The sequence below is a fragment of the Acinetobacter sp. CE-15 genome, assembly GCF_051059255.1.
Taxonomy (GTDB): domain Bacteria; phylum Pseudomonadota; class Gammaproteobacteria; order Pseudomonadales; family Moraxellaceae; genus Acinetobacter; species Acinetobacter guillouiae.
Genome location: NZ_CP192737.1, coordinates 1,122,307 through 1,145,137, shown reverse-complemented (window position 1 = coordinate 1,145,137; position 22,831 = coordinate 1,122,307). Strand labels below are relative to the sequence as shown.

The following is a 22,831-nucleotide window of genomic DNA, read 5'->3' as shown; positions in this document are numbered from 1 at the left end:
CTGGCTTTATTATGGCCTAACTCAATGATGATTGGACACAATTGACAGCAGCCGACTCGGATCTCGCGATCCGAGTCTTTTTATTATTCATTGCTCAGCTTGTGTAGACGAATTGTCAACAGACCTTAATTTCTGACTTTTATTTGACGGGTTCAGAAGAATCAGTCGTTTTATTGACAGCTTGTGGTGGTTGCGGGCTGGCTAAGTCCTGATTAATTGCTTTGGTTAAACCAAACATATACAGCAAAATAATCACCGAGAATGGTAAACCACATAGCACCACGGCACTTTGCATCGAATGGAAACTACCTGCTAACAGTAAACCAATACTGACAATGGTAATCACCACAGACCAGAAAATTCGCAACCAAATCGGTGAATCACTTTCATTGCTTCCGCCTTTTGTAGACAGATTTGCAATCATCAGCGTACCCGAACCCACTGGGGTCAAGAACAGTACAAAACAAATCACCACAACAATCCCAGCCACATAAGGATTAAAAGGTAAATATTCGAGCAATTTAAACAAAGACAAAGCTGGATCAGTAAGAACCATATCGCCCAAAACTTTTTGTTTTTGATTCAAAATTAAATCAATTGCAGTATTTCCGAAAATGGAAATCCAAGCCAAAGTAAAGCCTAAAGGGATCAGACACACACCCAAGACCACTTCACGAATGGTGCGCCCTTTTGAAATACGCGCAATAAACATCCCAACGAAAGGCGCCCAAGCAATCCACCAAGCCCAATAAAACACCGTCCAAGAACCAAGCCAGCCTTTCGCTTGTGGATTGTATAAATACACATCAAAACTTTTCGCGACAAAATGGTTAAGATAGTCACCCACGTTCTGTACCAAACCATTGAGTAAATGATTGGTGGGTCCAGTTAAGAACACAAATAACAGTAACGCATAGAGTAAACGTAAGTTAATCCGTGAAAGCCAAGCCAGTCCTTTTTCAATCCCCACCACTGTGGTGATGGTCGCAACAGACATCATCACCAATACCACTGCAATCAGGGTAACATTGTTGTCTGGAATGGCTGGGACTAAATAGCTGATGCCCGAAACCAACACCAGTGCACCAATACCTAGGTTGGTGACCAAAGAAATCACCGTGGCTAAAATCCCAAAACCATCCACAAAGTCGCCGATCAAACCATAGATCCGATCGCCAAAAATTGGATAAAGCGCAGAACGTAAAGCCAGAGGTAAATCTAAGCGAAAGGCAAAATAGCCCAAGGTGACACCCAATAAGGCATAGAGCACCCAACCATGTATACCCCAATGTAAAAAGCTATACATCATGGCATCTCTGGCAGCTTGGATTGTGCCGCCCTCGCCTTCAGGTGGTCTTAAGAAATGATCGACAGGTTCAGCAACACCATAATACAGTAAGGCAATGCCGATACCTGCTGAAAACAGCATAGACACCCAAGCCAAGTAACCAAACTCAGGTTTATCACCATCTTTTCCAAGTGGAAGTTGTCCAGCACGTGAAAAAGCCAACCATCCGACAAAACCCAGACATGCCACAATCACCAGCATGTAATACCAACCAAAGAGTTGATTGGCCTGCTCTTGCACATAGGTCAGCCAAAACTGACTTCTTTCTGGAAATAAAACAAACAATAGGCCAAAAATACCGATACTGATTGCAGAACTTCCAAACACAAATAAATTTAATCGAATCCGTTCGGACGAATATCCTTTATGGCTATTTGACACCATGCTATTGCTCCTTGCAATCGGTGTATTTTCTTAAAAAATAATAGGATATGTACTATTTTTACTGAACATCCTGTTGGATCAGAATGTTGATGTATACACTTACATTTCTTATTACTCATCAAAAAATTATTGATTTTTGCAGATTATACTTTTTATTGATTGAACGTTCAATCAATAAAAAGTATTATAAAAAAATGCTAAGATGTTCTACATTGAGTAATGTTAAATAAAAAGTGCCTTTTCAGCACTTTAAGTGGATATACATGACAAAACGTAGAGTCAAACCAGAGCATGTGCGACGTGAAGAAATTATTAACGCCGCATTTGATGTGATTTATGAAGTGGGCTTATCCAATATGACCATTGCACAAATCGCAAAGAAAGCCGAGCTATCCACAGGTATTGTGAGTCACTATTTTGGTGATAAACAGGGATTAATAAATACCTGCATGCAAGAAATGCTGAATGTTTTACGTCGTAAAACCGACCAAAATAAAACTGAAGCAGACGAGCATCCAGAAAGCCAACTTAAAGCAATTATTGATTCTAACTTTGATATTAGTCAGGTCAATAAACAAGCCATGCGCATCTGGTTAGACTTTTGGTCTGCAAGCATGCACCTACCCGAACTTGGGCGCTTGCAACAAATTAATGATCAACGCCTGTATTCAAACTTGAAGTTTCACTTTCTCAAGTTATTGGACAAAGAACAGGCAAGCATTGCCGCTCGTGGTTTAGCGGCATTGATTGACGGATTATGGTTACGTGGCAGTTTAAGCAGTCATGATGAATTTGACAGCCAGCTGGCGCGTTCCATTGCTTACGATTATGTAAAAACGCAATTGCAATTTGCGAAAAAACCTTTGCAGGAGAGACAGAATGAGTGATTCACAAGTTCATCAATTGTACATCCATGGTCGCTATGTAGCAGCGACCAGTGGTAAGACCTTTACCAGTATTAACCCTGCCAACGGTGAAGTGATCGCAACCCTTCAACAAGCATCACAACAAGACATAGAAGCGGCTGTTCAAAGCGCACAACAAGGTCAAAAAATTTGGGCCGCAATGACATCGATGGAGCGTTCTCGTATTTTACGTCGCGCTGTCGACATCTTACGTGAGCGTAATGATGAACTCGCTCGCTTAGAAACCCTCGATACAGGTAAAGCCTATAGCGAAACATCGACCGTTGATATTGTCACAGGTGCCGATGTACTCGAATATTACGCAGGTCTCGCGACTGCAATTCAGGGAGAGCAAGTTCCGCTTCGTGAATCAAGTTTTTTCTATACCCGTCGTGAACCACTTGGTGTTGTCGCGGGAATCGGTGCTTGGAACTATCCAATTCAAATCGCATTATGGAAATCTGCCCCTGCGCTAGCTGCTGGGAATGCCATGATCTTTAAACCAAGTGAAACCACACCACTAAGCGTATTTAAACTTGCTGAAATCTATACTGAAGCTGGACTACCAGATGGCGTATTTAACGTGGTACAAGGTGCAGGCCGTGAGATTGGACAATGGTTAACTGAACATCCAGTCATTGAAAAAATTTCTTTCACTGGTGGTGTTGAAACAGGCAAGAAAGTTATGGCAAGTGCCGCAGGTTCTACACTCAAAGAAGTGACCATGGAACTCGGCGGTAAATCCCCTTTAATTATTTGTGATGATGCTGACCTCAATCGTGCAGCAGACATTGCGGTGATGGCAAACTTCTTTAGTTCAGGTCAAGTCTGTACCAATGGTACACGTGTCTTTGTTCCAAAAGCCCTGTTGGCAGATTTTGAAGCCGCTATTGTAGAACGGGTAAAACGAATCCGTATCGGCGATCCAATGGCGGAGCAAACCAACTTTGGTCCACTCACCAGCTTCCCACATATGGAAAAAGTCCTGTCGTTCATTGAGTCAGGCAAACAACAAGGTGCCAAACTGCTGATTGGCGGTGGCCGTGCGACAGAAGCTGAATTGGCGCAAGGTGCTTATGTGTTACCGACAGTTTTCAGTGACTGCCAAGATGATATGCGCATTGTTGAAGAAGAAATCTTTGGCCCTGTCATGAGCATTCTCAGTTATGAAACTGAAGAAGAAGTCATTCGTCGTGCCAATGACACCACTTTTGGTTTAGCAGCGGGTGTTGTGACACAAGACATCACCAAAGCACATCGCATTATTCATCAAATCGAAGCAGGTATTTGCTGGATCAACACATGGGGCGAATCCCCTGCTGAAATGCCAGTGGGTGGCTATAAGCAATCAGGTGTCGGCCGTGAAAATGGTTTAACCACACTTGGGCATTACACCCGTATCAAATCAGTTCAAGTTGAGTTAGGTGAGTATCAAAGCATTTTTTAATGCACTCACACTTTCTCCGTATATCAATCCTATGTGCCATGTCATCACCTGATTGCATTGGCACTTTTAAAAAATACAAAAAGGATAATTATGACTACTCAAGCATATGACTACATTATCATCGGCGCAGGATCTGCCGGAAATGTGCTCGCAACACGTTTAACTGAAGATAAAGACGTTACTGTTTTACTCTTGGAAGCAGGTGGCCCAGACTACCGTTTAGATTTCCGTACTCAAATGCCAGCAGCGTTGGCCTACCCACTACAAGGGCGCCGTTACAACTGGGCATATCTCACTGATCCTGAACCACATATGAATAATCGCCGTATGGAATGCGGCCGTGGTAAAGGTTTAGGTGGTTCCTCATTGATTAACGGGATGTGTTATATCCGTGGTAATGCAATGGACTTAGATAACTGGTCGACGCTGAAAGGGCTAGAAGACTGGAGCTATGCAGACTGCTTACCATATTATAAAAAAGCTGAAACCCGTGATATTGGTGGCAATGACTACCATGGCGCCAATGGCCCTGTATCTGTGGCAACCCCTAAAAATGGCAACAATGTTTTGTTCCATGCCATGGTTGAAGCAGGCGTACAAGCAGGTTATCCACGTACAGATGACTTAAATGGTTATCAACAAGAAGGTTTCGGTCCAATGGATCGTACCGTGACACCAAAAGGCCGTCGCTCGAGTACTGCGCGTGGTTATTTAGACATGGCAAAAGGCCGTCCTAATTTAACGATCGTGACCCATGCCACCACCAATAAAATTTTATTTAATCAAAAACAAGCGATTGGTGTGGAATATATCATCGGTGCGGATAAAACCAATCTCACCCAAGCACGTGCAAACCGTGAGGTCTTGCTTTGTGCGGGTGCTATTGCATCACCACAAATTTTACAACGTTCGGGTGTTGGTGAAAGTAGCTTCCTTAAATCAATGGACATCGATGTTGTACATGATTTACCGGGTGTCGGTGAAAACTTACAAGACCATTTGGAAATGTACTTACAATACAAATGTAAGCAACCTGTTTCACTCTACCCCGCTTTAAAATGGTTTAACCAGCCTGCAATTGGTGCTGAATGGTTATTGAATGGAACTGGTATTGGCGCAAGCAACCAGTTTGAAGCAGGCGGATTTATCCGCAGCTCAGATGAATTTGACTGGCCGAATATTCAATATCACTTCTTACCCGTTGCGATTAACTATAACGGCAGTAATGCAGTGAAAGAACACGGCTTCCAAGCGCATGTTGGTTCTATGCGCTCACCAGCACGTGGTCGAATTAAGCTGAAATCTAAAGATCCATTTGAACATCCAAGTATTCTGTTCAACTATATGTCGACTGAGCAAGACTGGCGTGAATTCCGTGATGCCATTCGTATCACCCGTGAAATCATGCAACAGCCTGCATTAGATGCATATCGTGGCGATGAAATCAGTCCTGGAAAACAGGTGCAAACTGATGCTGAACTGGATGATTTCGTGCGCAACCATGCTGAAACTGCTTACCATCCTTCATGTAGTTGCAAGATGGGTGAAGACGAAATGGCAGTGGTTGACGGTCAAGGTCGTGTACATGGTCTACAAGGCTTGCGCGTTGTTGATGCTTCGATTATGCCGCTGATCATTACTGGAAATTTAAATGCCACAACGATTATGATCGCGGAAAAAATCGCAGATCAAATTCGTGGCAAAAAATTGCCACGTTCTGAAGCGGGTTATTACAAAGCTGGCACAGCACCTGTGCGCAAAGCGCCTTTACGTCCGATCGTGTAAAAGTATTCATATTTTAGCGACACCTCAGTTTTGACTGAGTGTGTCGCATCTTTCAAGGACGAATAACATGAGAAAAAAATTATTATTGACCATCCCTTTGAGTTTATTTTTTCAAACCCTACATGCCAATGAATCTGGTGTAGAAACGCCGTCTCCATATAGTGCAAATTTGACAGTGGCCAGCCAATATATCTCACGTGGTTTTCAACAGACCTGGGGCAACCCTGCTGTACAAGGCGGATTTGATTATGCTCATCCCAATGGTTTTTATGTAGGAACTTGGGCTTCTACTGTGAGTGATAACTTCATCCGTGATGCCAATGTTGAATGGGATGTCTATACTGGTTATAGCCGTAGTTTCGGTCAGTTAAATCTGGGGACTAAAGTCGCTTATTACTACTATCCTGGGGCAAAAACCACTGCTGAAACAGGTCATACCCGTTTTGATTATGGTGAAATTATTCCAGAAATCAGCTATGGTCCGCTGAGTGTTAAATATGCAATCACTTATACCCAAGATTATTTTGGCAATAATTCTGACACCTTAGCAATTGGTTCCAATAAGCACTCTCGTGGTTCAGGCTATTTAGATGTGAATTGGTTACAACCCATCGCTCAAGGCTGGTCGCTGAATATGCATTATGGCAATCAACGTATAAAAAACTTTTCTGCCGCAAGCTTTCAAGATGCCAGTGTTGCCATTAACAAAGCGCTGCCTTATGGCTTATCTTCCAGTTTAAGTTATAGCAAAGCATGGGACAAAGACGGATATTATCAAAAATACAGCAATGGCAATCCCAATGCCAAAATTTCAAATCCAATTGATTCCACCCTCACTTTTTCACTCACTAAAAAGTTTTAAACTAAAGTTTAAATATTTAGTAACCTGTTATAGATCAACCAAAAACTATGCCCTCCATAAGCATGGTTTTTTAATGTCTATAGTCACCCCCCTAATTATTCATACAAGTGATTTCTATCAAGTCATTGATCAGAAATGAACTTATGTTTTTGTATGTGCTTTTAGAAACTGTTGGTTATCAATTCATTTTTTTACTTTTGAATTATAGATGGTGATTCTACCGTGAGGCGACATGGATGTCGCCGTTGGGCGGGGGTACAGGACGTACCCCTCGCCCAATAGAAGATTTTTGTCACTTTTCATCTCTGAAAAGTGAGGCATCGCCTACACAAAGCTATTTAAACTTTGAATGTAAGGTGTGGCATTGCAAGCTTTTTATAATTAAATAATTTATTTTCTCATGCAATTGATTTAATTAAAAATATTCATTAAAAGAAATTATATTCTTGTGTCTGAGCTTTTTTGACAGGTTGACTTATATCTTGGCTTATTTCAATAAAGCAAACTCAAATCTCCCCATACTGTTGAATTATCATTAGACAGCCATTGATTGTTTGTATAAAGTATTAGGAACGATTGTTCCAGTATAAATTAACATTATGCGTACGAAAGAGTTTGATCCTGAAGAAGTTGAAAATGCGGTGATGCAAGTTTTCTGGCGTAAAGGATTTGCAGCGACATCAATTCAAGATTTGGTTGAAGAAACTGGACTCTCACGCAGCAGTTTATATAGTTCCTTTAAAAATAAAGAGCAACTCTACCAACAGGCCTTATCTCGCTATCAACGCCTGATCAGTAAATCAAATATTGATTTATTATCCAGTGATGGATCAGTCAAAAGTATCATCCAACAATTACTATCTCGTATCATTGAAGATGAATTAAATGATCCGCAACATCGCGGTTGCCTAATGGCCAATGCCTGTTTGGAGTTAGCAGGACACGATCAAAAGACTGCAGAATCTGTCACGTACAACTTTGAACGATTACAGCTCGCACTGGAACAGCTTATGATCAGAGGAAAGCAATCTGGTGAAATCACCCTACACAGTTCTCCACAAGCCTTAGCACTTTTTTTCGTGAATACCATTCAAGGCATTCGCGTTTTGAGCAAAGGCTGTAGCGCAGAAAATCGTCAGCAATATCTAGAGAATGTTGCTGAAGTCGCACTAAATACCTTGTATTAATTTTTAGTTTCACCCCCTTAGCCGACTGGGTAGTTTGCAATGCTGAGGGTTTTATTTACCTTAAAATGGAACGATCATTCCAATATGAATACAACATGGAGTAAACAATGAATATTAATCTTGAAAATTTTGGGATGCCTATATTCCTTAAACGAGATGACCTTTCTGTCAATCATACACAGAGGTATAGCGCATGAATCAGTTCAACAACAGATCAGAGCAGAACCGATCTGCGCTCAGCTTACCGATATGGAAATTATTGGCATTTACGGTTGCAGGTTTTATTACCATTATGACGGAAATCATACCTGCGGGCTTATTGGCATTGATCAGTCATGACTTAGAGGTGTCTGAAGCTTTAGCAGGACAAATGATTTCAGTTTATGCCCTAGGATCGGTCATTGCAGCGATCCCTGTGGTTGCTGCAACACGGAGTTGGTCAAGAAAACCTTTATTGTTATTGGCAATCACAGGCTTGTTTGTCTTCAATAGTCTAACAGCGCTATCTTCCAGCTATATTGTCATCCTGATTTCACGATTTATTGCGGGAATGTCAGCTGGAATTATCTGGGGTATCTTGGCGGGTTATGCTCGAAGTCTGGTTCCTGCCCATCTACAAGGCAGAGCGATGGCAATCGTTGGGGTTGGTCAACCCATCGCATTATGTCTGGGTGTGCCTTTAGCTATTGGGTTGGGCAATCTGTTTGGCTGGCGTGGGGTTTTCTGGATGATTTCAGGACTTGCTTTAATCCTGATCATCTGGATAAAAATAAGCCTTCCTCATTTGGCAGGACAACCAGCAAACAAACAACAATCCATTCTCAACGTCTTGGTACACCCCGGTATAGGCGCAATTTTGGCGGTTATTTTTGTTTGGATTTTGGCACATAATATACTTTATACCTTTATTTCACCTTATTTGGCTGCTGTACATCTGAGTGAGCATATTGATCTTGTCCTTCTTATTTTTGGTCTTTCTTCAATATTCGGTATTTGGATTACAGGGATTTGGATCGATAGATCATTACGCAAATTAACCCTGATCAGTTTAACAGGCTTTGCCATCGCTGCTCTTTTCATGGGCTTGAGCGGTCATCACATTTGGCTTGTGATGCTAGGTATCGTACTTTGGGGAATGACTTTTGGTGGTGCACCAACCCTACTACAAACTGCGTTGGCAGATGTCGCAAGTGAAAATGTAGATATTGCCCAATCCATGCTGGTGACGGTGTTTAATCTTGCGGTTGCAGGGGGCGGTATTTTAGGTGGTATCCTGCTACAAAATGTAGGCATAGACTCATTTTTTGTTTGTATCATCGCATTATCATTATTGGGGTTATCTATTGTATTTTTTGCGCATAAAAATGGTTTTAAATCAGGACATCGTTTGGGCAGCCAATAAATTTAAAGCTGTCATTTAACACCATGCTTCGATGACAACATCTATTGGATCAAACAGCACCATCATCGTTGATTGGGCTATTTGATCCACCTCTTAAACGATAGCTGAAGCATGCTCATAATGAGCGCAATCCACCACAATGTAGACACTGAATCGACACCAAAATAACCTCCATGATTTTTTCCAAACAAGGCAAATACGCGCAAATATAAAACCTTTAAAATATAGAAGCGAACAATATACAAAACATCAATTTGTACCGTTATTTCACAGCAACACTTAAAAAATTTACCGATTATCACATAGACTTTTTGCAAAATTTAATTGATAATGATTATCAATTTCATTATCTGAAAAATTGGTGAACACTTTGGAACAGCCTACTCTAGCGACTGAAGCGATTCGAGCATTTTTTACCTTACAATGCTGCTGGTTAAACAGTGAAGAAATTTATCTTGAACAAGGTTGTTTGCATTGTGGTTCGGCAGCAACTTATTTAATTTATTTTACCCATGCGCCTATTCAAAAATTAATGCTTGATTTTATTCAAAAATATAACTGCCATAACAGCAAAAAATCAGACTTACTCGACTTATTAGACTTTGAACAGAATTATAATGATTTTTTACAAGTGCTTGAAAGTGCAGTAAACAGTTATGCTCGACAATATCAAAACCAAGCTTGTCATTTGGCATTTGAAAGTGTTGAATCTATTTTTGAACGTGAAGCAGCCATCGCATGTTAAGGAATTGGTGCAGCAATAAATCAAGCTGTAATGATTGAATCGAATAGACTATTTTTAAAAGCTATTTTTAATTTAATGACATCAATTTGTTACTCTCAATCTATCAAAATAAAGGGGCCAACACGTTGCTTGAAGTCTTCTCGACAACAGCAACTTATTGACCCCGATAATAAATCTTAAGTTAAGATCCAGCATATAAGACTTAGTCAACAAAAGTTAAGCGATTAAATTTTCATACTTATACCCAGCTGTACCCCACGCCCAGGAAGTGGTGCAATGTATTTTAATGGCGAGTTCTGTGGTCGTGCATCTTCATTTAACAAATTAGACCCATTGAGAAAAACATCAAAATTGGCATTTTGTAATTTGAAGTGTTTCTGAATTTGTAGATCCAACAAGTTATAAGACGGCAATGGAATTTCTTTAGACACATTTTTGCCTAAATACTGAGCTTGATCATAGTAAATATTGGATAAGCGTGCTGACCAATCATTCTTATTCCATTCAAGATTTAGCCCATAACGGTTCGTTGGCATATTGGGTAAGTAATTTCCATCATTTGCCAAACTGGTTTTGTTTGGATTGAGGTTTTTATTTTTCACCAAGTCAGCAAAAGCAGAGATCAAAAGATTGCCATACTGATTGAGTTCAAACTTTTGTTTTAAATCAATTTCAAATCCAGTGATTTCAGCATCTGTCTGGGTCCAATATTTAAGCGGCAAGCGATTACGCATTTGTGCCCCTGAATGGGTCAAATACAAATACTTGTCATATTTCATCTTATATACAGTCGCTTCAAAATTAAAATTTTTATAATTGAACAGGCCTGTTAACTCAAGATTTTTGGACCTTTCTTCTTTGAGTTTTTGATTGCCTTCTTCTTGTAACATAATTGAATAATGTGGATTGCTGGCATAAAGTTCATTAATTTCAGGCGCTCTATCTGACACTGAATAACGCAACTTTAAACCCAATAGATCATTATATTTTAGGTATGAACCGAAACTGTAGCTTTCAAGATTAAATTTTGTATCGGTGAGTTTTGTATTCGGTGAATTTCTGGATGGTACAAAATCACTTTTTTGAATTTTATGTTCAACCTTTTCGTTACGATAACCAGCATCGAGTTCTAGCCAATCAAAGTCTAATTTTTCCTTGATAAACACGGCTTGTGTTTGCGTATTGATATTCGGTAAATAACGTAAATTTCCATGTCCTACCACTTTACGATCAATCTGATTAAAGCCAATAAAACCATTCCAAAATTCAACAGGTCTATGCTTCAGTAATAATTCAGCCTGTTGGGTATCAAATTTATAGTTATTGGCCATTTTTGATCCTAAATATTCCCCTGATGTATTGACACTCTTACTCACATCAAATTGTATTTGTTTCAATAACAACGGGCTAAAATTAAACTCGCTGTCTAAGGCATATCTTCGCTGATCTGTTTTCACCCCGACTGGTATGCTGTCACTGGTAGATTGAAAAGATTTATTTTCAAGAGAAAATCCAGGTACCCCATATTCACTTTTTTTTGAATCAGCACTGAGCCCAATACGTCCATTGTTGAGAAAATAAGTACTTCCAATCGCAAAGTGCTGATTGTCTAAATAGCTATTGCCCAGCTTGTTTTTATAGTTGGGTGTGACATCTTTATTAATTTTATTTTCAGTATATTGCTGGGTATTGGGCACATATTTAGGGTTTATCGGATTGGTATAGGTTTTTCCACTCCAAACTGAGGTAGGTTTATCTGTATAGAAGGAAAATGAACCATCTGCCCAATCAGGATTTTCCGTCATAAATTGGTCAATATAAGGCTGTGATGCAGTATTATAATTTTTTTGAATGCGTGCTTCTTTTTGGCAAGCATCTGCCAATGCTGTATTTACCCCACCCGTCGCTGGAAATACACCAGTATTACATATGCTCGCTTTACCCTCTCCCGGAATTTTATAAGCTGACATATCTTGGCTAGAAAACAATACATTGGTAGAAAAATTACTTTGGTTATTGAGATTGAGTTTAAAGCCTTTGGCATCAAAATCATTCCAGCCCTTTTTCGCTACAAGCTCTAATTGAGAACTTTTATTCGGCATCGCTGTATCGATTAGACCAGAATCAATATTCACACTTCCGCCAATGGCATTACCACCATAACGTACACTGTCTGAAGATTTATTGACGGTAACAGATTGAGTGAATAAAGGATCAAAAGGGATATTAATATTGCCACTGATACTATTCATCCCATAAATAGACTGACCATTTTCCAAAATCTGCACCCGGTTTCCACTCAAACTGCGAATCACAGGCGCACCTGAATTGGGACCAAAAGCGCTACTTTGTACTCCTGAAAGATGCTTTAAAGCATCACCTAAAGTTTTATTGTCTGCATTTCTATTTTCTACAACGATACTTTGATTGATAAATGGATCATTTTCAGCATTGACTCGAATCACTGGAAGTACAGTCAGTTGTTTATTTTCAATCGCATATGCAGGAAAGACCGGTAAAGAAATAGCGATTGCTAAAGTATGGTGACGCATCATGGATTCCGGATTGTAATTTATTGTTATGTTATAACATTACATAAACAGATGTACAACAATTATCATCAATGCTTATACAGCTAGACCAGCTAGTGATTTATATCGGAAATAAAGAAATATAGAAGATGAAAAAGGAAGCCGTATTAGGTGTGCTTGATCTGTTGCGCCAGCTTCTGAATATTCATGCTAATCTCATCTGGAGTATGCGCTGCATAGCCAAACAATACTGCTGCTTTTTCATAAGGCTGTTGACAGTAGCGAGATAAAGGCTGAACAGCCAGATTAATAGCAAGACACTGATCAATAAAGCTTTGCTCAGTCCATGGGGCTTTTAGCCAACAAATCACATGAATCCCTGAGTCGGTTGGCTGAACAGTCAATACATCTGCAAGAAACTGTTGAATCGCAGCAATTAATGCCTGTTGACGTTCTTGGCAAGCTTTACGCACTTTACGGACATGGCGTGCATAATGCCCCTCTTTGATAAACAAAGCCAAAGCCGCTTGTTCTAAATAAGCACTCCGCGTATCGGTATAATATTTTGCCAGACTCAATGTTTCTATCAGCGATTCTGGAACCACCATAAATCCAAGTCGAAACTCAGGAAACATCATTTTAGAAAAAGTACCTGAATAGATTACTCTTTGCTGTTGGTCTAAGCCCTGTAAGGCTTGAATTGGATGCGTTCCATATCTAAACTCACTATTATAATCATCTTCAAAAATCCATTTTTGCTGACTTGCGGCCCATTCCAATAGGGCCAATCGTCGACTTAAACTGAGTGTTCCACCTAAAGGGAACTGATGAGAGGGTGCGGTATAGATGAATTTACTTTCGGAATAATGCTGAATAATCTCAGCAATTTTCATCCCTTCGTGATCACTTGATACAGGATGAACTTGAATGCCAAAACTCCGAAAAATATTTAAAGCGGCATCATAGCCGGGCTCATCTAAACAGATCTGATCCAAAGGTTGTAATAATGCATAAGCTACAAGATGAATCGCTTGTTGGGTACCATTTACAATCAAAATTTGTTGTACATCGCATTTTAGCCCCCGCGTAGAACGAACATAATCACAAATAGCCTGACGTAAAGGCAAATAGCCACGACAATCATGAAACTGACCCAATTGCTGATGAGACTGCCGCCAAGCACGTCCCAATAATTTCCCCCAAAGTGAATGGGGAAATAAATCGGTACAGCCAACGCCGACATGAAATATTTTTTCACCCTGCCCAGATACATTTTGTTTCTGCCAAGCAGGTAATAAATTTGCGATATGCGGATTAATATTTAGCTTGTGACAGATGTCAGATGCAGATTCTATCGCTATCTCTTGTATAGAAATTAATTGGTCAGGAATCAGCTCAGCGACATATGTACCAGAGCTTGGCTTGGTCACAACATAGCCTTCATCCAGTAAACGATCCATTGCAGCCAAGACTGAATTTCTAGAAATCGACATCATTTCCGCCAAGACACGACTAGAGGGCAATTTGGTTCCAGAAGCCAGACGACCATCCAAAATTGCATCACGTAAAACGCTATATAAACCCTCTTTAATCACCCCTTTAGGCAAGATCAAATGGGGGAAATAAGCCGATGCTGCTGTCGCCATAAGTAAAACTGGTACTGTTAAAAATACTCAAAGTGTATCTTATTTGAATACCACAATCACACTTAAACTCATTTCTCCTCTTTCTTTCCCGACGACTGGAGAATACCTGTGGAAAATTTAGTGGTTCAAATTGTGCCTGTTGCACAACAAGACTATAAACAATGGGTGGAGTATTGGCTGGCTTATCAAGACTTTTACCAAGTGGCTTTATCCAATACAGTTACGCAAACCACTTGGCAACGTTTTTTTGATGATCAAGAACCGATATATTGTGCTGTTGCTAAACAAGGTGAGCATGTTCTGGGCTTTGTACATTATGTTATCCATCGCTCGACATGGGCCGAGGCCAACTTTTGCTATCTTGAAGACTTATATGTTTCTCCACAGGCAAGAGGTCAACATGTAGGCAAGCGCCTGATTGAATATGTACAACAGCAAGCGATTGTTCAACCCTGCGCGCGCTTGTATTGGCACACGCAACAAAGCAATCAAACTGCACAAAAACTCTATGACTGGATTGCTGAAAAACCAGGGGTCATTGAATATCGTATGGCGTTAAATTAATCCATAAAAAACCAGAAACACAATGCTTCTGGTTTTTGCTTAAACCCTTCTAAAGTCAGTTCAACAAGATTCAAAATACTTTCTAAGTATATTGAGCATCATCAGCTCACAAAAACCTGATACAACTTTTCAACAGTTTGACGGATTTCCAATTCGGTCAGGGCTGCAAAACCAAAACGAATATAGAAACTGTGATCAGAATGATGCCATTCCGAACCAAAATCATATTCAGAATCAATATGTAATTGCTTTAAAACCGTTAAAAACTGCTGTTGAAAAGGCAATTTAAACTTTACCCACAACGCCATGCCGCCTGCAGGTGGGGCTATTTCAACCCAGTTCTCAAAAGTTTGCTGAAAAGCCCTCACAGCAAAATCTCTACGTTGCTGATAAATCTTACGCATTTTACGGATATGCCGCTTAATTTCACCCTGCTGCATCAGTTCAGCCATTGCCAATTCAGTAATCGCATTGCCCTGTTTATCGATCAGCAAAATGTCTTGTTTCATCGCCTGAATAATTTGCACATTGGTCACCACATAACCAATTCTTAAACTGGGCGCAAACACTTTAGACAAAGAGCCGATATGAATCACTTTGTCTGCTGCCGGTAAGCTGATTAACGGCGGAATAGGTCGACTGTCATAATGAAATTCATGGTCATAATCATCTTCAATAATATAAAAATCAAAGGCTTTAGACAGCTCTAACAGCTTTAATCTTCGATCCATAGACATCGTCACTGTCGTTGGATATTGATGATGAGGTGTGGTGTATACCGCAGCAACTGCATGGCTGGACAAAATTTCAGTTAAATGATCGGTATCTAGACCATGCTTATCCAAACGCACGCGAATAATTTGATAATGATTAGACAGGAATGTTTCCACTGCAGGTGGATAAGCCCATTGCTCTACCACAATAATATGACGCTGAGACTGATGTTGAGCCAGAACCCGCGCAGCTAGAAAAATCCCCATTTGACTGCCACGAACCACACAAATATTTTCCATAGAGGTCTGTATAAAACGCTCCATAGACAACATCTTTAATAAGGCTTGACGAAGTTCTAAACTTCCCTGCGGATCTCCATATCCCATGGTTTGATGACGTGTTACTTGAATCAATGCATGCCGATAAGCCCGTGAAAACAATTCATACGGGATCAGCCGATTGTCAGGCACACCATCATTTTTGATCAGCATCTGAGTTGGCAAAACTGCTGTGATATCGACCTGTTCGGGTGTAGGCGATGACTGCGCTTTTAAGTCAGGTAAATTCTCAGAGACAAAGGTGCCTTGCCGGGCTTTTGAAACCAGCCAACCCTGTGCCTCCAAATCTTCATATACCGATTGTACAGTTTTTCGGTTAATCCCGAGTTCATCCGACAGTGTACGTGAACCTGGCAAGCGTGTTGCCTGAGTAATTCTGCCAGATAAAATCTCTTGAATAATCTGATTTGCCAACTTTAAAAAAAGGGTCTTTTCTTCACGATCTTCTAAATGTAGCCGAATTTTCCAAGGCTGACGCATAACTCTCTGGCCCATATAAGTTTTAGAAACTGGATATTTTAATCCATCCACAGAATTTTTATTCTGTACTTAGGCGATGTGAAAATCAACTCAGCGAGAGGTTTTATTTATGCAAACGGCACAACTCGATAAACAGCAATTGATGCAAAATGCGCAGCAAAATATGCAGCAATTTATTCAAGATTCAAACTACACAGATCGACAAAAGTTGGCATTAAGCTGCCGTATTTTATTTGACCACGGCCATGATGCTGGCTTAGCTGGACAAATCACTTGTCGTACCACGCAAGGCAATAGCTTTATCACCCAGCGTTTTGGTCTCGGCTTTGATGAAATTACCGCGCAAAACTTATTGGAAGTTGATGAAGATCTAAAGCCACTTGATCAACAAGGCATGGCAAATCCTGCAAATCGCTTTCATACATGGATTTATAAACAACATCCTGAAGTGAATTGCATTATCCATACCCATCCAACACATATTGCAGCGTTGTCGATGCTCCGTGTGCCCTTAGCGATCGCACAAATGGATACCTGCGCTTTATATGAAGACTGTTCTTTTGTGGAAGAATGGCCGGGAGTCCCCGTCGGCAATGAAGAAGGTATTTTTATTTCAGAAGCCTTAGGTAAAAACCGCGCTGTACTGCTGTCACATCATGGTCAGTTGGTGGCAGGTAAAACCATTGAAGAGGCTTGCAACTTAGCCATTTTAATTGAACGCGCTGCCCGCCTTCAGCTTTTGGCAATGGCTGCTGGACAAATTCAACCGATCCCACATGAACTGGCAAAAGAAGCTCATGACTGGGTCTCTACCAACAAGCGTAATAATGTCAATTTTGCCTACTATGCGCGTAAAGCTTTAAAAAATCATGCGGACTGTATCGAGGAGTAATGAAAATGAAATTAGAAGGCATTATTGCATACCCAATCACACCATTTCACCCAGACACACAAGCTGTCGATGTTGATGCGCTGACCATCACATTAAATGCTCTGCTAGAACAACAATGTAATGCGATTGTGCCATTGGGCAGTGCTGGTGAAAGTGCTTATTTATCTTGGCAAGAATGGCAACAAGTCGCACAAAAAAGTATCGAAGTCGTTAATCAACGTGTCCCGGTCATGTTGGGAATTTCTGAACTCACAACGGCGATGGCGATTCAAAAAGCCCAAAAAGCCGAGGAGCTTGGCGCTGATCTAATTATGGTGATTCCCGTGTCTTACTGGAAACTCAATGATCAAGAAATCTATGATTATTATCAGCAAATTGCTGCATCCACCAAACTGCCGATCATGATCTATAACAACCCTGCAACCAGTGGCGTAGATATGTCACCAGAATTGATCGTGAAAATGTTTCAAGAAATTGAGAATATTTGCATGGTTAAAGACAGTACAGGTGATATTCAGCGCATGCATAAATTTCATGAATTATCTCAAGGACAGTTGCCCTTTTATAATGGCTGTAATCCTTTGGCGCTTGAAGCATTTTGTGCAGGTGCAAGTGGTTGGTGTACTGTGGCGCCAAATCTACTCGGTCAGCTACCAAGTCAATTATATCAGGCAGTCAAAGATGGTGATTTAGACCACGCCAAAGCCTTGTTTTATCGTCAATTGCCTTTGTTGCGCTTTATTGTACAAGGCGGCCTACCGAAAACAGTCAAAGCAGGTTTAAATGAATTAGGTTTTTCTGTAGGTGAACCAAGAAAACCGTTACAACATGCCACTCCACTAGAAGTTCAGCAATTAAAGTCGTTGATGGCCTTAGCAAAACAAGCGTAACGATCCTAGTATACGCTTGTGAAGTTATAAAATTGATCCGATAAACATGCTTTGTTGCATACACAGCCGATCTGCTGCTTTGACAGATACTCATTTGACAAATACTCAAATGATGAGTAAATGTCATCCATCGGTGTTTAAATCTAAATGCAACAAAGCAGTTATTGCCATAGCAAATATCGCCATAACAAACAGATCAATTCCCAAATTAACTTTTTAAAAACTAAATCCAAGGTTTAAATTGATCCGATACAACCATTGGTCACTATAGGGTGAAACGGTCGAGCTAAAACCGGTTGAATTCATTGCACCGCCAATAATATTGGCATTTTTCCCCCAAGTATAATCGGCCCACACCATAAAGGGTGACGCAATAAACATCATCCCGGTGGTATTCATTTGAGAATCTGACCAATCATCACGTTTCTTATCCATATAACTATAATCATTGTAGAAACGGATCGCTTTGAGTTTGCCCATATTTTGCATAGGTAAGGTATAGGCAAGATTTAAACTGGCAACTGTCGCTTCAGAGGCAATAAAATAAGCAGGGGTAAATCCGTTATTCCCCATTAAAGTCATATCATTATTGACCCCGTCAGGGTTCTTTGCATCATATTGATAATGAATCACAGAGCTTTGTAAATTAAAGCGTTTGTAATTGTTATCGCTATGCACCCCTACTGCATAATATTGGCCATTTTTATCGGTGGTTTTATTATGCAATTGCGCAATTGCCCCCGATACCCCAACTTCCTGCTTACCCACCTTGGTGTCTAACTTGCGCACAATCCGCGTATTGAATTGATGGCGCTTTTCATTTTGATAGGCTTTTTGACTTGGAAATGCATTGTCGGCAAGATCATCATAAGTGGCACTTTCCGGCGAATAGCGCAGATTGGTTGCCAGCATTTCAGGGTAATAGCCCAGTTTTACATCCCAGTCCTGATTATGAAAATTCCAGTTCAAACCTGGGGCAATGTTATTGCCATAGCCCAAAAAGAATGGAATATGGTAAGTCCAACCATTTTGCGGATAAGGATAAATCGCAAAAGGTTTATATACAAAGCCGGCTTCTAGACTATTCTGTTGATCTAAATTGTAGCCCACGTAGGCTTTTTCGATCGAGCGTTTCTCTTGGTCTTGAAACAAGTAGCTTGCATTAAAATAGGCATCGTCAAATTTACCTTTGACATCGACTCTAAAAATATCAAAATAGAGTTTGCCAAAGCCATCATTCGGTCCTTCCCAATTTTCATAGCGTTGGTTTAATCGCACCACGCCACCCAATTTTATAGAGTCCGTCTCATCTTCACTTTTCCATTCTAATGCTGAGCTTTGCGCCAAAACATTGGATGAGGTACCCAAATACAATGCTGCAAGTAGCATCGCGATAGCTGTCTTTTTCATAATTGCGTCCTTCCCTTGTGTTCCAACGATCCTGTTGGACTTTTGTTTTACCTATAAAACATAGTTTTTATTGTATTTTGAGCAAAAAAATTTGCTGGTGAATTTACTGAACATCCGATGCCAACATCGAATGTTCAACTGGATTTAATAGAGTTTTTTCTGCGGCGGTCCTGCAAAGTTCAGTGGTCCAATCGAATTCATATCCAATTCGATCACACTTGGCCCTTGAAAATCGACTGCTTGTTGAATCACGCTTTTAAACTCATCTGCACTGCCCACTTTCCAGCTTTTCACTCCCATTGCTTCCCCTAAGACTTTATAATCTGGGGTATGCAATTCGTTGAAATATTGACGCCCACCAAAGTAATTCTTTTGAATACCACGCATTACGCCATAACCGCCATCGTTCATGATCATCAGCACCATGTTGGTATTTTCTTGTGCCATGGTGGCAATCTCACCGATACCGAGCATCAAACCACCATCGCCCACGAGACCAATCACTTTTTTATCTGGATTGGCAATAGAAGCGCCAATTGCCGTGGCTAAACCAAGACCAATTGCCCCTGCAAGTGAGTGAATATTTTGATTTGGTGCTTGTACTGGAAATAGTCGGCTGCCCCAAGTACTGCCTGACATGGTAATGTCACGTACAAAGATACCGTCTTGAGGCAGTGCCGCACGTAAGTGATCACAGATCAGTGCATATTGATCCAGCTGAGTACGCAGTGCCTCAATAGCGGACTGTTTTGCTGCAACAACCGCTGCATCATAATCTGCATCAACTTTTGAGATACCGCTTAGCCCTGTGAGCACACGTTGTAATACATCTTTGGCATCAGCACAAATGAAGTTACGAACTTTATAATTACGTTGCTGCGCCACTGGATTGGCATCAATCTGAATCAGATTATCAGGGAACTGCACCGAATAGGTTTTGGTTTCATTGCTGCGTAAACGCGAGCCCACTACCACCAATAAGTCAGCCTGTTTTAACAGTTGCTCAACCCCTGCTGAGTTATGGAATGCACCTAAACTGCGTGGATGCTCATCCGCTAACACACCACGGGCATGGGTCGAAGAAACCACAGGAATCCCAAGATCTGCAATAGCTTTCACTTCATCAACACTATTTAACGTGCCACCACCAATCCAGAAGATGGGGCGTTTGGCTTTTTTAACTTCTTCAACAATTAAATCAATTTCAACTTGCTCAGCCTGCGGTAATTCAAGCGCTTTGACAGGACCTAAATTCAATGGCAAGTCAATTTCTGCAGCTTGCACATCAATCGGGAGCTCAACGCTTACAGGCCCCATCGGTACTGTGGTTGCAACACGAATTGCTTCACGAATTACACCCACTGCATTGTCTGGGCTGGTAATACGAAATGCAGCTTTGCTTGAAGCACGTAAGAAGGTCAGTTGATCTTTGGTTTCATGGATAAAGCTGGCATCACGATCAAGATATTCACGTTCAACTTGCCCAGTTAAATGCAACACAGGACTCCCAGCATTCATCGCTTCAATCAATGAGCCTACTGCATTGCCTGCCCCTGCACCGGTACTGGTCAAAGCAACCCCTAAACCTTTAAAGCGTGAGTGACCATCTGCCATAGTGACTGCACCTGCTTCGCCACGCGCTGCCACAAAACGAATTTTTTCACGACGCCCTACGGCATCTGCAATTGGTAGGTTATGAATTGAAATCACCCCATAGATACTTTCCACTTGGTGTGCTTCTAAAACACGCGCGATTGCTTCGCCTACATTTACACGTTCTGTCATTGTTTATTCCTCAAAAACTTTTTCATTCCATGAATTTATTATTCACACCAAGGATTTGGCTGTTCGCTTAATCCCATATAAATACTTTTTTGCTGCATATAAGACAAAATACCTAAACGCCCTTTTTCACGCCCGATACCACTTTCTTTAAAGCCACCAAACGGTGCCGAAATAGAGAATTTTTTATAGGTATTAATCCAGACTGTACCGACTTCCAAAGCACGTGCAATTTGCCAAGCTTTACGGTAGTTTTCAGTCCAGATTCCTGCTGCAAGCCCAAAACAACTGTCGTTGGCTTGGGTGATTAAATCAGCTTCATCGTGATACTTCATCACCACCAAGACCGGACCAAAAATCTCTTCCTGACAGGTTTGTGCAGTATTATTTAAGCCCGTGATGATGGTCGGTAAGTAATAACTTCCTTTCGCTAAATCACCATCCGTCAGCGCTTGACCACCCACTATAACTTGACCACCTTCTTGCTTGGCCAATTGCACATAGGCATCGACAGAAGCCAAATGCTTTGGATTAATTAAAGAGCCCAAATGTACACCCGCTGTTTCTGGATGTCCCACTCGTAAAGCTTTGGTAATTTCAACCAAACGCTTAAGGAACTGATCGTAAATACCGTGATGCACGAAGAGTCGTGAACCTGCAATACAGGCTTGTCCTGCGGAACTAAAGATCCCATAAGCCACACCTTTAGCAGCCAATTCAATATCTGCATCAGGCATAACAATCGTAGGGGATTTTCCACCAAGCTCTAATGAGGTGGTAATCAATTTATCTGCGGCAAGATGAGCCAAATGACGCCCTGTAGTGGTTCCGCCAGTAAATGAAATTTTGCGGACCAAAGGATGCTTTACGATGGCATCACCAATTACAGAACCACGGCCCACTAAAACACTGAGTAAGCCTTTTGGCAATCCTGCTTGTTCAAAGATTTTGGCGAGTTCCAAGGCAATTAAAGACGTTGCCTCTGCCGGTTTAAGAATCACCGCATTTCCAGCAGCAATCGCAGGGGCAAGTTTTTGAACTTCACTGGCAATCGGTGAATTCCACGGTGTAATCGCGGCCACCACACCGACAGGTTCATGCACACTCATGGTCATAAAGTCAGCCGCACGTTGTGTGGTGAGTTCATCATTCAGCGTTTCACATGCTGCGGCAACATAGCGTGCTGTAGCGGCTGCACTCATCACTAAACCACGTGTTTCAGCCAGTGGCTTACCATTATCACGGGTTTGTAATTTTGCAAGCTCATCTACACGCGCTTCAATAATCTCTGCCACTTTATACAAAATACGCGCACGTTCATGTGGCATGCTATTGCGCCAGCCTGCTTGTCGCCATGCCAAATCTGCTTTTTCAATTGCTTCATTGACATCATCTAAACTCGCTGTAGAAATTTCAGCATTTACAGATTGATCTGCTGGAAACAGACTTTGAATCGTATTGCCTTTACCTAATCGCCATTCACCTGCGATATAAATTTCCTTTACCATGATCAAATCCT

17 protein-coding genes are annotated in these 22,831 nt (G+C 41.0%); 10 read left to right on the top strand and 7 right to left on the bottom strand.

Going from position 1 to position 22,831, the window contains the following annotated elements; translation table 11 throughout:
* Nucleotides 1-139: 139 nt before the first annotated feature.
* The gene (locus ACQ7EO_RS05365) at nt 140-1,732 is read right to left on the bottom strand and encodes a BCCT family transporter (protein ID WP_004823430.1); all 1,593 of its coding nucleotides are present in this window, start codon (nt 1,730-1,732) and stop codon (nt 140-142) included.
* Nucleotides 1,733-1,995: 263 nt separating this feature from the next.
* On the opposite strand from ACQ7EO_RS05365, the gene betI reads away from it, so the two are divergent.
* From betI to ACQ7EO_RS05330, 7 genes are all read left to right on the top strand, one after another.
* Nucleotides 1,996-2,619 (top strand): transcriptional regulator BetI, encoded by a 624-nt coding sequence (gene betI, locus ACQ7EO_RS05360; RefSeq protein WP_004717575.1) that lies wholly within the window; start codon nt 1,996-1,998, stop codon nt 2,617-2,619.
* Nucleotides 2,612-4,084 (top strand): betaine-aldehyde dehydrogenase, encoded by a 1,473-nt coding sequence (gene betB / locus ACQ7EO_RS05355; protein WP_434279086.1) that lies wholly within the window; start codon nt 2,612-2,614, stop codon nt 4,082-4,084. Before betI ends, betB begins: the two co-directional genes overlap by 8 nt.
* A 90-nt stretch (nt 4,085-4,174) precedes the next feature.
* Complete coding sequence (gene betA, locus ACQ7EO_RS05350) at nt 4,175-5,869, top strand: choline dehydrogenase (protein ID WP_434279085.1); 1,695 nt, start codon at nt 4,175-4,177, stop codon at nt 5,867-5,869.
* 67 nt (nt 5,870-5,936) lie between these two features.
* The gene (locus ACQ7EO_RS05345) at nt 5,937-6,731 is read left to right on the top strand and encodes a TorF family putative porin (protein ID WP_434279084.1); all 795 of its coding nucleotides are present in this window, start codon (nt 5,937-5,939) and stop codon (nt 6,729-6,731) included.
* A gap of 599 nt (nt 6,732-7,330) precedes the next feature.
* Nucleotides 7,331-7,918, top strand: coding sequence for a TetR/AcrR family transcriptional regulator (locus tag ACQ7EO_RS05340; RefSeq protein ID WP_004823436.1), 588 nt, complete (start codon nt 7,331-7,333; stop codon nt 7,916-7,918).
* Nucleotides 7,919-8,111: 193 nt separating this feature from the next.
* Entirely contained in the window at nt 8,112-9,320 is a 1,209-nt protein-coding gene (locus ACQ7EO_RS05335) for an MFS transporter (RefSeq protein ID WP_434279083.1), read from the top strand.
* A 370-nt stretch (nt 9,321-9,690) separates the two neighbouring features.
* The gene (locus ACQ7EO_RS05330; protein ID WP_167321156.1) at nt 9,691-10,065 is read left to right on the top strand and encodes a hypothetical protein; all 375 of its coding nucleotides are present in this window, start codon (nt 9,691-9,693) and stop codon (nt 10,063-10,065) included.
* Nucleotides 10,066-10,289: 224 nt separating this feature from the next.
* Here the strand turns inward: ACQ7EO_RS05330 and ACQ7EO_RS05325 are convergent, their stop codons facing one another.
* Both ACQ7EO_RS05325 and ACQ7EO_RS05320 read right to left on the bottom strand, forming a co-directional pair.
* Entirely contained in the window at nt 10,290-12,617 is a 2,328-nt protein-coding gene (locus ACQ7EO_RS05325; protein WP_270383529.1) for a TonB-dependent receptor, read from the bottom strand.
* A 146-nt stretch (nt 12,618-12,763) separates the two neighbouring features.
* On the bottom strand, nt 12,764-14,242 hold the full coding sequence (locus tag ACQ7EO_RS05320) for a PLP-dependent aminotransferase family protein (protein ID WP_434279082.1): 1,479 nt from the start codon (nt 14,240-14,242) through the stop codon (nt 12,764-12,766).
* Nucleotides 14,243-14,350: 108 nt separating this feature from the next.
* Between ACQ7EO_RS05320 and ACQ7EO_RS05315 the strand changes: the two genes are divergently transcribed.
* On the top strand, nt 14,351-14,806 hold the full coding sequence (locus tag ACQ7EO_RS05315; protein WP_419309533.1) for a GNAT family N-acetyltransferase: 456 nt from the start codon (nt 14,351-14,353) through the stop codon (nt 14,804-14,806).
* A 101-nt stretch (nt 14,807-14,907) separates the two neighbouring features.
* Here the strand turns inward: ACQ7EO_RS05315 and ACQ7EO_RS05310 are convergent, their stop codons facing one another.
* A complete protein-coding gene (locus ACQ7EO_RS05310; RefSeq protein ID WP_244013732.1) occupies nt 14,908-16,338 on the bottom strand; it encodes a PLP-dependent aminotransferase family protein in 1,431 nt (476 codons plus the stop codon).
* 109 nt (nt 16,339-16,447) lie between these two features.
* Between ACQ7EO_RS05310 and ACQ7EO_RS05305 the strand changes: the two genes are divergently transcribed.
* Together ACQ7EO_RS05305 and ACQ7EO_RS05300 are read left to right on the top strand one after the other, a co-directional pair.
* Complete coding sequence (locus ACQ7EO_RS05305) at nt 16,448-17,230, top strand: aldolase (protein WP_004823445.1); 783 nt, start codon at nt 16,448-16,450, stop codon at nt 17,228-17,230.
* Between the two features lie 5 nt (nt 17,231-17,235).
* Entirely contained in the window at nt 17,236-18,120 is an 885-nt protein-coding gene (locus ACQ7EO_RS05300) for a dihydrodipicolinate synthase family protein (RefSeq protein WP_434279081.1), read from the top strand.
* Between the two features lie 216 nt (nt 18,121-18,336).
* Here ACQ7EO_RS05300 and ACQ7EO_RS05295 read toward each other — a convergent pair whose 3' ends face one another.
* The 3 genes from ACQ7EO_RS05295 to ACQ7EO_RS05285 form a co-directional block, all read right to left on the bottom strand.
* Nucleotides 18,337-19,530: a hypothetical protein gene (locus ACQ7EO_RS05295; protein ID WP_239045108.1), complete on the bottom strand. Its 1,194-nt coding sequence runs from the start codon at nt 19,528-19,530 to the stop codon at nt 18,337-18,339.
* Nucleotides 19,531-19,674: 144 nt separating this feature from the next.
* Nucleotides 19,675-21,315 carry a thiamine pyrophosphate-binding protein gene (locus ACQ7EO_RS05290; protein ID WP_056513148.1) on the bottom strand — a complete coding sequence of 547 codons (1,641 nt, stop codon included), beginning with the start codon at nt 21,313-21,315 and terminating at the stop codon, nt 19,675-19,677.
* Nucleotides 21,316-21,353: 38 nt separating this feature from the next.
* Nucleotides 21,354-22,820: an aldehyde dehydrogenase gene (locus tag ACQ7EO_RS05285; RefSeq protein ID WP_303576385.1), complete on the bottom strand. Its 1,467-nt coding sequence runs from the start codon at nt 22,818-22,820 to the stop codon at nt 21,354-21,356.
* Nucleotides 22,821-22,831 lie beyond the last annotated feature (11 nt).